This is a genomic window from Paenibacillus rhizoryzae (genome assembly GCF_059686995.1).
Map to the genome: position 1 here is coordinate 555,916 of NZ_JCAALT010000004.1, position 12,264 is coordinate 568,179.

General features: G+C 52.0%; 11 protein-coding genes. 2 read left to right on the top strand and 9 right to left on the bottom strand.

Annotated features, from left to right (window positions below; translation table 11 throughout):
* Window positions 1-91 precede the first annotated feature (91 nt).
* Together AC6ESO_RS14940 and AC6ESO_RS14945 are read right to left on the bottom strand one after the other, a co-directional pair.
* On the bottom strand, window positions 92-1,879 hold the full coding sequence (locus AC6ESO_RS14940) for a cache domain-containing sensor histidine kinase (protein WP_497092027.1): 1,788 nt from the start codon (window positions 1,877-1,879) through the stop codon (window positions 92-94).
* Window positions 1,872-3,515, bottom strand: coding sequence for a response regulator (locus AC6ESO_RS14945; protein ID WP_497092028.1), 1,644 nt, complete (start codon window positions 3,513-3,515; stop codon window positions 1,872-1,874). Before AC6ESO_RS14945 ends, AC6ESO_RS14940 begins: the two co-directional genes overlap by 8 nt.
* A 306-nt stretch (window positions 3,516-3,821) precedes the next feature.
* Here AC6ESO_RS14945 and AC6ESO_RS14950 point away from each other — a divergent pair, with 306 nt between their 5' ends.
* Together AC6ESO_RS14950 and AC6ESO_RS14955 are read left to right on the top strand one after the other, a co-directional pair.
* Window positions 3,822-4,895, top strand: coding sequence for a M42 family metallopeptidase (locus AC6ESO_RS14950; protein ID WP_497092029.1), 1,074 nt, complete (start codon window positions 3,822-3,824; stop codon window positions 4,893-4,895).
* A gap of 156 nt (window positions 4,896-5,051) precedes the next feature.
* Entirely contained in the window at window positions 5,052-5,588 is a 537-nt protein-coding gene (locus AC6ESO_RS14955; RefSeq protein ID WP_497092030.1) for a hypothetical protein, read from the top strand.
* 35 nt (window positions 5,589-5,623) lie between these two features.
* Here the strand turns inward: AC6ESO_RS14955 and gntK are convergent, their stop codons facing one another.
* From gntK to AC6ESO_RS14990, 7 genes are all read right to left on the bottom strand, one after another.
* On the bottom strand, window positions 5,624-7,168 hold the full coding sequence (gntK, locus tag AC6ESO_RS14960; protein WP_497092031.1) for a gluconokinase: 1,545 nt from the start codon (window positions 7,166-7,168) through the stop codon (window positions 5,624-5,626).
* A 201-nt stretch (window positions 7,169-7,369) separates the two neighbouring features.
* On the bottom strand, window positions 7,370-8,368 hold the full coding sequence (locus AC6ESO_RS14965) for a zinc-dependent alcohol dehydrogenase (RefSeq protein ID WP_497092032.1): 999 nt from the start codon (window positions 8,366-8,368) through the stop codon (window positions 7,370-7,372).
* 93 nt (window positions 8,369-8,461) lie between these two features.
* Window positions 8,462-9,298: a helix-turn-helix domain-containing protein gene (locus tag AC6ESO_RS14970; protein WP_494820072.1), complete on the bottom strand. Its 837-nt coding sequence runs from the start codon at window positions 9,296-9,298 to the stop codon at window positions 8,462-8,464.
* A 76-nt stretch (window positions 9,299-9,374) separates the two neighbouring features.
* Window positions 9,375-10,079: a hypothetical protein gene (locus AC6ESO_RS14975; protein WP_497092033.1), complete on the bottom strand. Its 705-nt coding sequence runs from the start codon at window positions 10,077-10,079 to the stop codon at window positions 9,375-9,377.
* A 3-nt stretch (window positions 10,080-10,082) separates the two neighbouring features.
* Window positions 10,083-11,540, bottom strand: a complete 1,458-nt coding sequence (locus AC6ESO_RS14980) for a serine hydrolase domain-containing protein (protein ID WP_497092034.1) — start codon at window positions 11,538-11,540, stop codon at window positions 10,083-10,085.
* 20 nt (window positions 11,541-11,560) lie between these two features.
* Window positions 11,561-11,851: a hypothetical protein gene (locus AC6ESO_RS14985; RefSeq protein ID WP_497092035.1), complete on the bottom strand. Its 291-nt coding sequence runs from the start codon at window positions 11,849-11,851 to the stop codon at window positions 11,561-11,563.
* Between the two features lie 33 nt (window positions 11,852-11,884).
* The gene (locus AC6ESO_RS14990; protein ID WP_497092036.1) at window positions 11,885-12,199 is read right to left on the bottom strand and encodes a PHP domain-containing protein; all 315 of its coding nucleotides are present in this window, start codon (window positions 12,197-12,199) and stop codon (window positions 11,885-11,887) included.
* Window positions 12,200-12,264 lie beyond the last annotated feature (65 nt).

The following is a 12,264-nucleotide window of genomic DNA, read 5'->3' on the forward strand; positions in this document are numbered from 1 at the left end:
GCTGCAACTAGCCGCCCAAAGAAAAGGACACTTATTCCAACCCCGGAATAGTGTCCTCTACGTGTCCATCCCACAAACTAACCGTCTGCGCTTACCCCTGCTCCTCCTCCGGCTCCATAATCGGATGCCGCAGAACAATGCGGGTACCACTTCCTGCCCTCGCCTCAATCTGAAGCGTATAGGTCTCGCCAAAATACAGCTTCAGCCGATCGTTCACGTTGCGGAGGCCGACGCCGCGGCGCTTGGCGACAGGGGCCGTCTTCTCCTCCGGATTGGTCAGCTCCTGCAGCACCGCTTCCGGAATGCCTTGTCCATTGTCGCTCAGCTCAATGACAATATCCGTCCCCTCACGGCGGCCGATCAGCATAATCTTCCCTTTCTCGGGATTGCTCCGGATGCCGTGATGAATGGCGTTCTCGACTAGCGGCTGCAGCAGCAAACGGAGGAACGGCGCATGCAGCACCTCTTCATCGATCGAAATCAAGAACCGCACCTGATTGCCGAGGCGGGCCTGCTCGATACGGACGTACGCCTTCACCTGCTCGATTTCCCTCGACACCGTCGTAATCTCCTTGCCCTGATTGAGACTCAGACGCAGCAAGTTACCCAGAGAAGAAACCATCTCGCTAATATCCGGCATGTTATGATACTCCGCCTTCCACCGGATGGACTCCAGCGTATTGTACAGAAAATGCGGATTAATCTGGTGGCTCAGCACTTGAAACTCCAGTTCTTTCTTCGTCCGCTCGGCTTGCGTCGTCTGGTCGAGCAGCTGCTGGATTTTGCCGGTCATGTTGTTGAAACCCCGATACAGCCAGCCGATCTCATCCCTGCGATCCGATGGCGGCAGCATGAATTGGAATTCGCCGGACTCCAGCTTGCGCATGGAACGAACCAGCCTATGCAGCGGATGGGTGAAATACAGCGTCATATAGATGACGACCCCAATGCAGCAGATCAAATAAATAATCAGGAAGAAAACAAGCAGCTTATCCATTTCCTGGATCGGATGCGTCAGCTGCTCCAGCGGCGTCGTACTAACGAGCATCCATTGCTCCGTATCCAGCTTCACATACGTGACGAGCTGCTTCTCTCCGTCGATCGTCAACGTCTCCGCCTTCTGCGTCGAGGCTGCAATGGAATCGATGAGCGGCTTGGACGGAATAAGCTTGCCGGCCAGCGCGTTATCTGCCGTATCATAGAGCACATACCCGCTGCGCGTCATCAGAAACATCCGCTGACCCTTCATCCGCTGCGAAGGCGAGAGATACCGTTTCAGCTGATCCTCCGTCAAATCGGTAATGACGATCCCCCGCGCAATTTGGTCATGCAGCCCGGTGAACCGCTTGATTTTGGACAGCATCGGCCTGAAATACGTGCTTTCCGCAGGCATGAACAGATGCCACGTCGGCGTAATCGTCATCTGTGCCGTTTTGAACCAATTGCTAGTCTGAAATCCCTTCTGTTCGTCCAGCGTGTTGATATACATCGGATGTTTGCTAGGATCGATCGGAAACACACGTACGCGAAAAGCATCCACCTGCGACTTGGACTGATCGAGCAGCAGCATCATGCCCGATATAAATGAGCTCTCATCCTTCTTCGAAACCATCGAGTCCTCCATCAGCTGCTGAAACTTCGCATTGCCGATGATGCCATTAATCTGCTCGTTCAGCTGGTTCAGGTAGCGATCCAGATTCCGCTTCGATTGGAGCATATAGTCCATCGAGAACGAAGCATTGGCATTCGAAATACCCTCAACGGACTTGATATGCGCATAATAGGCAAAGAGCAGAAACGGCACGATGATGATCATGAAGAACATGCCAATCACTTTATTGCGCAAGGATGCCGCTTGCTGCAGCGTATAGCTACTCATCGATGATTCCTCTCAGCTTCCGATATTCTTTCGGCGTATGGCCCACGTTCTTCTTGAACAGCTTCGTAAAATGAACCGGGTCGCGGTAGCCTACCTCTTGCGAGACCTGATAGATTTTGTTGGCGACGTCGCCTAACATTTCCTTCGCTTTCTCGATCCGTACCTCAGTGAGATATTCCAAAAAGGTCTGCTGCTTCTCCTTCTTGAACAGCTTGCTGAGCCACACAGGCGTAACATGAACCTCCAGCGAAACGGTGTGCAGAGTCAAATTATCGCCATAATTCCGCTGGATGACCTTCTCCGCCTCGGAAATAATTTGGCTTTGCGGCACCCAATTTTTCCTGAAATCCGAGGCGATGGACACCAGATAGCTCTCCACCTGAATCCGCAGCGAATCAAGCGTATCGTACTGCTCCAATCGGTCCCATATGGCGATCGGATTGCGTTCCCAGCCGCGTTCTTTCCATCCGCCGGCGGCCGCTTTCTTGAATAGCTCGAGCAGCCACTCGAAGATTTTCTGCTGGATATCTTTAATATTGGTCGAACCCCAGGTCCGAACAAATTCGGGGAATGATTGCATGACAGTCCGAATTTCCCGATCGGAGCCGTAACGAATGAGGTCGAACATTTCATTGACGTTGCCAATCGACAGCTCCGAGAACTCCGCATCGACTCCGAGATCCTGACGAAGCAGCAGCCGATTGCCGCCGTAGACTGCCTTTTGCTCCAGAATATCTGCCGCTTCCTGCCGCATGTCATGCAGCTGCTTAATGCCGCCGACCGTTGAGGCGAGTCCGATGCTGACCTTCACTTTGACATAGCCGTTAATCCGGTCGATGCACGTAACGGCAATATCCTTGATGGAACAAAGCTGTTCCTGATGGTTGCAGCTGAGAACGATTACGAAACGGGATTTCGCATCGCTGTACATGCAGGCCGGATGCGCATATTCCTCCTGCAGCGTCTGCTTCACGACATTGCTAATGCCGAACAGGACTAACTCCTTTTCCTTGCGGTACAGCTTCCCTTGGTCAATCGCCTTCAGATCATCCACTTCGATGAGCATGAGCGCGAGCTTATGCTGCGTCAGCCACTCCAGCTGCAAATTGCCGAGTCTATGCATCATGCGCGATTCCCAGTACGGGTTATACTCGTTCTCCGCGGCTTCGCGAACGACTTCCTCCTGCATTTTGGGCAATGCAAAATGCACCTGATTCTCCAGCAGCAGCTTGTTTTGCTTATCGAGCCGTTCCTCACGGATTTGGCTGATCGCCTTGCGAATGACCTGCGACAGCTCCTCGATATTAATCGGCTTGAGCACATAATCGATAGCGCCAAGCTGCATCGCATGCTTCACCAGATCAAAATCGTCATACCCGCTGATCACGATCGACTTGCCCGAGAAGTTGCCGCGCTGATGCAGAGACTGAATAAATTCCAGACCCGACATGCGGCTCATTTTGATATCCGTCACAATTACGTCCGGGTTTAACTGCTCGGTCAGCTCAAGCGCGGTTTCACCGTCGTCAGCCGTATATATTTCATCCAAATCGATGCCAAATTCCACCCAAGGAAAACGAAGCCGCAGCCCCTCCCTGATTTCCTTCTCATCATCTACAATCAGCACCCGATACATGTTCTCTCATCACCCTTTACCGAGTATGTATGCGACTTTAACATGAACGTACCGTTATCTTATCGCTCTTAATTCCAGGCAGGCAATGGGGGAATATTATCTTTAACAGGTCAATCGAAACTAACTTTGGAAGCGCTTTATTACAGTTCGACAACGATTGTGCTTTCCCTTCCGGCCACTCCCTTGAGAAGCGATTATGAATAATGTCGGGGGCGCCTCATTTACCTTCGATTGGAAAGACGGTAGAATAGGGGTGTTTGGTCCACCTGCATATCCCCCATCCCATTACGATAGCGAGGAATTACCATGAATCAAGAAACAATGGAACTGATGCGCACGTTAACCGAATTTCAAGCGGCATCCGGCTTTGAGCGGGAGCTGCGGAGCTTTGTTCGCGGTGAGCTTACGAAATATACAGATGAAATCGTACAGGATCGGCTAGGCAGCATCTTTGGCGTCATGCGCGGCGATGAGAGCGGACCGGTCATTATGGCGGCAGGTCATTTGGACGAAGTCGGTTTCATGATCACGGGAATTACGGAGAACGGCATGCTCAAATTCCAGACGCTTGGAGGCTGGTTCAGCCAAGTGCTGCCTGCGCAGCGCATTCAAGTAATGACGGAGAACGGGCCGATCGTCGGTATCATCGGTACGACGCCAGTTCATCTGCTCGATGAAGCGGCGCGCGGCAAGCCGCTTGACGTGAAGGGCATGTATATCGACATCGGCGCGGACAGCCGCCAGCATGCGGAAGAAGTCGGCGTGCGTATCGGACAACAAGCCGTTCCGTATTGTCCGTTCACTCCCCTTGCGAATCCCAAGAAAATTATGGCCAAATCATGGGATAACCGCTACGGCGTCGGGCTTGCCATCGAGCTGCTGAAAGAGCTGCGCGGACAGAAGCTCCCGAATGTATTGTACTCCGGAGCAACCGTGCAAGAAGAGCTCGGACTTCGCGGTGCCAAAACAGCATCTGCCATGATTAAACCGGATCTGTTCTTCGCTATGGATGCCAGCGCAGCCAATGACATGAACGGCGACAAATCCGCTTTCGGTCAGCTAGGCCAAGGCACCCTGCTTCGTCTCTATGATCCAAGCATGCTGACGCATCGCGGCATGGTGGAGTACGTGCTGGATATGGCGCAAACGCACAAAATTCCCTACCAGTACTTCGTATCCCAAGGCGGAACAGACGCCGGAGCGGTACATACGCAAGGGATCGGTATCCCTTCAACCGTTATCGGCGTATGCGCAAGGTATATTCATACCTCGGCTTCCGTCCTGCATACCGATGACTACGATGCGGCTAAGGAGCTGCTCGTGAAATTGGTGCAGCATTGCGACCGCACGACCTACCAAACGATTATTGACCATTCGTAAGTATAGTTGTAAAACAAAGACCAGTGGACCGTTCGCGTTAGCCGAACGGTCACTGGTCTTTTTGCTTAGCACTATTTTCTATTTCACAATCGAAACATTACGCTGCATCTATTCGTCCATAAAGTGAAAGCATAAAGGTAAGAAAGGATGATGGTAATGCAAACACATACTGGTAAGCATTCAAATGTTTGGTACAGGCTGACATCAGCCGTTCTCATAGCCCTCACAGTCGTAATTGCCTTAGTTGGCTGCAGCCAATCGGATCAAGAGAAGAGCACGGCGGAGCACCAAGTTGGAACCATCCCGACCATCACGAGTCAAATAAAAGCCGGCACCAATCCGTTTGAAGTAGCCGGCATCGAGGATCCGCAGGCATTCTTCGACGTATTCAATGCGGTTAAGAAAGCCATCGCCGAGGATGATAAAGTGACCGTAGCCAATCATATTCTGTACCCGCTCAGAGTGAACAGCCCTTCTGGTACGCAGCTAATCAAGACGCGCAGAGACTTCGTCGATCAATACGACGCCATCATGAACAAGTCGATCAAACAAGCGATCGCCGAGCAATCAGCAGACCAGGTATTCGTGAATTATCAAGGCGTCATGGTCGGCAATGGCGACATCTGGTTCGGCGGCAGCGCCGATAAACCTCAGGTGATCGGGATGATTGCCATTAACCACGATATTCGCTGACAGTCGGCGTTCGTTGATGACGTGTGGTTTGTACACTATTGAAACAGTTTCCTCTGGTAAGCAGCGATGCTTGCGTATTCTTCTGTAAGCTTCTCCGATAGGCGCAAGTAGATAGGCAGCAGCTCCTCATAGTGGGCTGCTGCTTCTTTATTTGGCGTAAGCTCGAAAGTGGAGCCCATCATCTTCGAGACGATCGACAATGAATCGGCACGTCCGATCGCCATCAATCCGAGCACGACTGCCCCTAAGCAGGAGCTCTCGAAGCTCTCCGGAATGACAATCCGCTGTCCCAATATGTCTGCCATCATCTGACGCCATAGCGCAGAGCGTGCAAATCCGCCTGTGGCATGGATTTTGGCCGGCTTTCCGATCGTTTCCTCCAACGCATGCAGAACGGAATACAAATTGTAATTAATCCCTTCCAGCACGGCACGCATCATATGCTCCTTATTGTGATGCAGCGACAGACCGAAGAATGAACCGCGCGCATCCGGGTTCCATAGCGGCGCTCGTTCTCCTGTCAGGTAAGGGTGGAAAATCAATCCGTCCGAGCCGGGGCGTACCTTCTCCATCTTTTGCGTCAGCACATCGTACGGGTCTAAGCCCATACGCCTCGCTTCTTCGGCCTCTTCCGAAGCCAGCCCATCTCTGAGCCAGCGGAAAATGACGCCGCCGTTGTTCACCGCTCCGCCGATGACCCATTTGTCCGCCGTCAGCGCATAGCAGAAGTAACGGCCCTTCGGATCCGTAACGGGCTTATCTACAATCGTGCGAATCGCGCCGCTCGTTCCGATCGTAAGCGCCACAACACCAGGATCAATCGCATTCACGCCTAGATTCGACAGGGGGCCATCACTCGCACCAACAACAAAAGGCGTGCTCGGCAGCAATCCGATTTGTTCCGCTAATTCAGCTTTCAACCCGCTAAGCACATGCGTCGTCGGGACAAGCTCCGACAGTCGGTCACTGGTAATAGCTGCAATACGAAGCGCTTCCTCATCCCAGTCCAGCTTCTCTAGATTCATCATGCCGGTTGCCGAAGCAATCGAGTGATCGACGACATAGCTACCAAATAGTTTAAAGAAGACATATTCCTTGATCGAAATAAACTTCTTCGCCAGACCGAACAGCTCCGGTTCATCATGTCGCAGCCACAGCAGCTTCGTAATCGGCGACATCGGGTGAACCGGCGTGCCTGTCCGCAGATAGACCTCATGACCGCCCATTTCATCCTTGAATTTCGCCGCCCATGCAGCGCTGCGATTGTCCGCCCAGGTCAAGCATCTCATGAGTGGTTTGCCGTCAGCATCGACCGGAATGACGCTATGCATGGCCGAGCTAAACGAAGCAAACAGCACATTCGCCGCATTCACACCTTGCATGATCGTCTTCATTGTCGAAACCACCGCGGCAAAGATTTCTTCCGGATCCTGCTCCGCTACTTCCGGTGTCGGTGTATAAAGCGGGTACTCCGCATGCGCGGAGGTGACGACGCTGCCGTCCTCCCGGAACAGTACGGACTTCGTGCTCGTCGTCCCAATATCCACGCCAATCATATAGCTCAGCTGCTCGTTCTTCATCGCTAATCCTTCTTCCCCGCTAACACTTCCAAGTTTCGCGCGTTATGTAGAGTATGTATTTCAATGATCATCACTTTCCATGTAGTATATATTCCCTGCCCTTACAGCGCAATGTTGGGCGAAGCTAATTGCAGCAGAAAAGCCGCCCAGGCTCCCCTATGAAGAGGAAGCCTGGACGGCTCGCTATCATGCGTTCTATCCTTACAGCAGATCCCAATCAAACATAACGCCAATCGCCGAAGTGCGATCCTTCATCAGGAAATCATACGCAGCAGGTGCTTCAAGCGGCGAGTATGTATGGGTCATCAAATGCTCGAGGTTCATGCGACCTTGGAGCAGATAGTCGTAGAATACGGCTGTCATTTGATCACCGGTTACGCCGTTATAGTTGCGCGTCATGCTGGCATGAACACCAAGAATGGCTACAGAGTTCGAAACGACGCGCGGTCCAATCACTTGCTTGGACGGCTGGGTGGTATCGCCCAGCAATACGACGCGGCCCATTTCCTTCGCCAATAGCGTTGCCGGTGCCAATACAGCCGGATGGCCTGTAATATCGTACACCACGTCGCACATGCTCCCGCCCGTAATACGGCGCACTTCTTCAGCCGCTACATCTGCAGCCGCGCAGATCGTATGCGTCGCTCCGCTCTTGCGGGAGAACTCCAGACGTGATTCCGCCTGATCAATCGCAATAATATGTCTCGCGCCGGCAGCTCTCATATACTGCACGACCAGTTGGCCGAGCAGGCCTTGGCCTATGATAGCAACCGATTCGCCAAGCTTCAGCTCCGCGCGGCGCGTGCCTACTTGCGTTATTTGACCGAGCGTCAGCCAGGAAGCTTGCTCATCCGAGATGCCGTCCGGGATCAGCTTAGCATTGCTTGCATGCGTGTTGAAATACTGCCTGTGCGACATATTGGACGTAATCCGGTCGCCGACCTTCAACCCTTCAACGCCTTCGCCCACTTCTATAATTTCAGCAGCCATGGAATACCCCGGATTAAACGGATATTGCACCCATGACTCCCAATTCGTATTCGCATCGAAAATCCCGCGCAGGCAAAGGGTTTCCGTGCCGGTGCTGATCAACGACTTTCTGGCTTTACAGCGCACCTCGCCGGGCTGCAACGGAGCAAGCTCTACTTCATGTACTTCAACGACCTGTGCCGATGGAAAAATAATATTCGCGGAATTCATTGGATCGTTCCCTCCCATTCGTCTATACGGACATTGTAGGAGAAAAGAGCGCGCTTACAATAGAGCAGTTTTATCGCTATAATGATCAGTTCTTTAGGTTATCGTTTCCTGCATGAACCTGCGGTACTGAATGGGGGCCATGCCGGTATATTTTTTGAACAACCGCGTGAAGTTGGTCACCTCAGAGAAGTGAAGCGCCTCCGCTACTTGGGTAACGCTCATATCCAAATCGGTAAGCAGCAACGCCTTCGCCTTCTCGATGCGCAGTCTGCGCTGCAAACCAATCGGCGACATGCCGTACAGCTCCTTGAACCTGCTGCTGACATAAGCCGTGTTCAAATGCAGCTGCTGTGCCATCTCGGTTAACGAGAGCGGCTTCTCCGGCTGCTGCACGATTTGGCATAGAATGCCGAGGAAGCTCTGCTGCGCTGCGGCTGTATCCGAAACTGCCCGCTGTCCGATCGCCTCATCAAACAAGAGATATAACAGCTCAAGCGACTTCGCTTTCTGCAGAATCGCCGCCGGCAGCGATGAGGCATTGCTCCTCGACTCCATGAGCTGCTCGAAAACCGTCTCGAAACGCTCCTTCTGCTTCAGCTGATAAATATACGGGATTTGAAACAGCGGAAGCACATCGAGAACCCGCTCCACTTTATACGTGAAATGCCACCACAAAATAACCGCTTCGTCATCCGTATCTTTATATTGATCATGGATCAGATGCGGAGGAATAAAGATGACGCTCCCCGGCACGATCTCATAGACGGCATCGCCGATTCGCAGCTTTGCCGTGCCTGATTTGTGATAGGACATCATGTATTCGCTCGTAAACGAGCGATCGCGGAAGCTCATTTCCCTGCGCGTATGAATGGCAAACTCCGACACGTTCAGCTCCGCCTGTTGAAGGAGCTTGATCAAGTACTGATTCACTTGTAATCCCCATCCAATCTATCTGTCTACCTGCCTAGCTGCATAGTCGCCGGTTTCTCTCATTTTAGCACAGGGCCTACGGGATCGCGGGATTGCCATTCTTTAAACGGTCAAATTCATAGATAGCTTGGAGCTTATACTCGCTGTTCTCATTATCCCTAAGATAGAGGCCCATATAGCCGACATCGGCGAAAATCATCGTTTCCACGTCATTCTTCTCATCGCTGCGGCTCGATTGCCAGTAATAATGCAGCTCCCTCGGTGCATCGTACCACAGCCAATCCAGATCCTTCATCGCTTGATTACGATGTGTCAGTACCCAAATTTGAAACAGCACATGCGGATCTTTATTATCGATTTCCGATGCAGGCTTGGCGTTCTTTAACCGTTCCGCTTCCTTCTGAAGCAGCTCATGAATCTCGGAATTCGCGGTAACGGTTGTTATAGATCGCACTTCATTGAACTGCGCAGCATATTGATCCGCCTTGGCATGCACGCTCAGCTCGCGGAACGAGATCGTAGGCAAATAGAAATTAGCCACAACCGTGACCAGGCCGAAGAGCAGCGCTCTCAACAAGAAGCCATGCTTCTTCTTGTTCATGTAGGAAAGTCCGATGAAGAACCCTACCGGGATCAGCACCTTGCTAATATTGACGTAGAAGTTGCATAAGCAATAAATTGCGGCGATCATCAGCCACATTCGTATCGACATGGTTTTACGCTGATCGAGATAGGAAACCAAGAGCAATGCCAGCAGGCCAAACCAAATCAGTAGGTTCATGAACTAGCTGATTCCTCGTACGGTGTTCGTATCGGTCGATACGAAAGAAACATTTTGCCGGTAGCTAAGCTCCAGCTCTTGCTCCTCGAATCGAAGCTCCAAAGTCACTATGAATGGCGCTTCAACGAAACGTACGGTCAGGATAAGTTTGTCTTGCTCCTGCCAAGTAAAGCTGGACATCGTACGTTGCTCGCCTACCGCGCTAGGTTCCGGTTGAAGGAGCCTGCCGCTGCCTTCCTTCCAAGTACCGCGTCCGCAATTCACGGTATATTGGCCTTTGGATCCTTCAAATGTAAGTACAGCCTCGTTTCTCCCAAAGCTGAGGGTGAGAGATTCCCACTGCTGCGGGTTCTCATCCAGCCGGTAGCTTTTGCCGGATATAAGTTCCTCCTGTGCAGAGCTCTCACTGAAGGTTGGCGGATTAAGAGATAACGATGCCAGCTGCGTGGATAGCTGCGCGGCTTGATCGCCGTTTGCCCCCAGAGGAAGCGGTCGATCCTCGAGCACAGGGAGAATATGCGTCCAAATGGCATCCAGTACGCCCTGCATGTCATTCGTGCTGCTTGTGATGGCGATCACCATATCTTGCTCCGGCATGACGATGCAGAACTGGCCGAATGCGCCGTCCCCGCGGTACGCACCGAAGCGGCATTGCCAGAATTGATAGCCATAGCCCTGCGCCCACTCGTTATCTCCGCCATCGCCATTGTCGATTTGCTTCGAAGTGGCTTCGTCGATCCAAGCCTCGGAGATAAGGCGCTTGCCCTCCCAGACTCCTTTCTGCAAGTAGAGCTGGCCAAACTTGGCAACGCCTTCCGTAGTCAGCGCCAATCCCCAACCGCCGATATTGATTCCACGAGGACATTCGCCCCATGTCGCCCCTATAATCCCCAGCGGTTCGAACAAGCGAGGCTGCAAATAATCGAGCAGCTTCTGTCCGCTTACCTTCTGAAGAATCGCCGACAGCATATAAGTCGCTCCGCTGTTATAGACGAAATGAGTACCCGGCTCCCGCTCCACAGGGGCATGCAGAAAAGCACGAATCCAATTACCGTCCTCACTAGTTAAGAGATTAACAATGGTGTCCGTATCATTGCCGGTTCCCATCATGAGCAAATGGCGAATGCGCATCGCTTGCAGATTCGGCGATGGGTCCTGCGGCGTCTCCTCCGGGAAATAAGAGATGACGGTGTCATCAAGGGTTAACAGCCCCTCCATCGCGGCCATTCCAATGGCAGTAGAAGTGAAGCTCTTGCTGAGCGAGAACAGCATATGCGGAAGCTGACGCGCGTAAGGCGCCCACCAGCCCTCGGCCGCTACTTGACCGTCTCGCATTATCATTAGGCTGTGAATTTCGATTTGACGCTTCTGCCACTCATTCAGCAAATTCGTAATCGCCTGCGGATGGATGCCCAGCTCTTCCGGCCGGCTTCTAGGCAGGCGCAGCTCTGTTCTTGTCATTGTGGAACCGCCTCTCAACATTATGATTTATCCTGGTTATCCTTGCCGCCAAATTCGTTCCAATTGGTCTTAATTGGGTTCATCATCTTGGCGATTGGCCGTTCAAACTCTGCGGCAACCAGATAGCAAATGCCTATAATTAGTGCGAACCTGCTCATGACTAAGGGACCGTTACCTACATACTCCAGCATGGCATCGAATAATTCACCGTTCCAAGAAGAGACGTTCGAGCCGAATATAGGAGCTGCAACATACCAGATGCCATATAGAAAAGCTGCAATACAGATCAAAATAATATGCCCAACTCTCAATTGGTATTGTATCCCAAATCCACCGGGTTGGCATTACTTTTCAGTTGACGTCTTGAAGCTCGGCATGAATAACCTCACGTTCATTCGGAGTGATACCCTGGATTTTTGTCCGAAACCTGGTTCAGCTCTCCCCCCTCTCCCCGGAATGGTAATAAAGTCAGGCGTGTTGAACTCCTCGGTACGTGTATAGATATCATGATCGCTGAGAGAAATGAAATGGTAGCCTTTCTCCTTGAAAGCTCGAACGACATCCGCGGCAGGCAACCGACCATCTGAACAGGTCGTGTGAAGGTGTAAGTTTCCTTGGTAGATCGGTTTGTTGCGGTCCAACAAGATGATATTTTTCATGTCCTGCCTCCACATGACAAAAAAGCGATGGCCGCGCCGCTTAGGCGTACCATCGCTTCTTCTCT

What these genes read in the sequence shown, in the direction of transcription:
- AC6ESO_RS14940 (WP_497092027.1), bottom strand. Translation starts at nt 1,879, where the DNA reads ATGAGTAGCTATACGCTGCAGCAAGCGGCATCCTTGCGCAATAAAGTG.
- AC6ESO_RS14945 (WP_497092028.1), bottom strand. Translation starts at nt 3,515, where the DNA reads ATGTATCGGGTGCTGATTGTAGATGATGAGAAGGAAATCAGGGAGGGG.
- AC6ESO_RS14950 (WP_497092029.1), top strand. Translation starts at nt 3,822, where the DNA reads ATGAATCAAGAAACAATGGAACTGATGCGCACGTTAACCGAATTTCAA.
- AC6ESO_RS14955 (WP_497092030.1), top strand. Translation starts at nt 5,052, where the DNA reads ATGCAAACACATACTGGTAAGCATTCAAATGTTTGGTACAGGCTGACA.
- gntK (WP_497092031.1), bottom strand. Translation starts at nt 7,168, where the DNA reads ATGAAGAACGAGCAGCTGAGCTATATGATTGGCGTGGATATTGGGACG.
- AC6ESO_RS14965 (WP_497092032.1), bottom strand. Translation starts at nt 8,368, where the DNA reads ATGAATTCCGCGAATATTATTTTTCCATCGGCACAGGTCGTTGAAGTA.
- AC6ESO_RS14975 (WP_497092033.1), bottom strand. Translation starts at nt 10,079, where the DNA reads ATGAACCTACTGATTTGGTTTGGCCTGCTGGCATTGCTCTTGGTTTCC.
- AC6ESO_RS14980 (WP_497092034.1), bottom strand. Translation starts at nt 11,540, where the DNA reads ATGACAAGAACAGAGCTGCGCCTGCCTAGAAGCCGGCCGGAAGAGCTG.
- AC6ESO_RS14990 (WP_497092036.1), bottom strand. Translation starts at nt 12,199, where the DNA reads ATGAAAAATATCATCTTGTTGGACCGCAACAAACCGATCTACCAAGGA.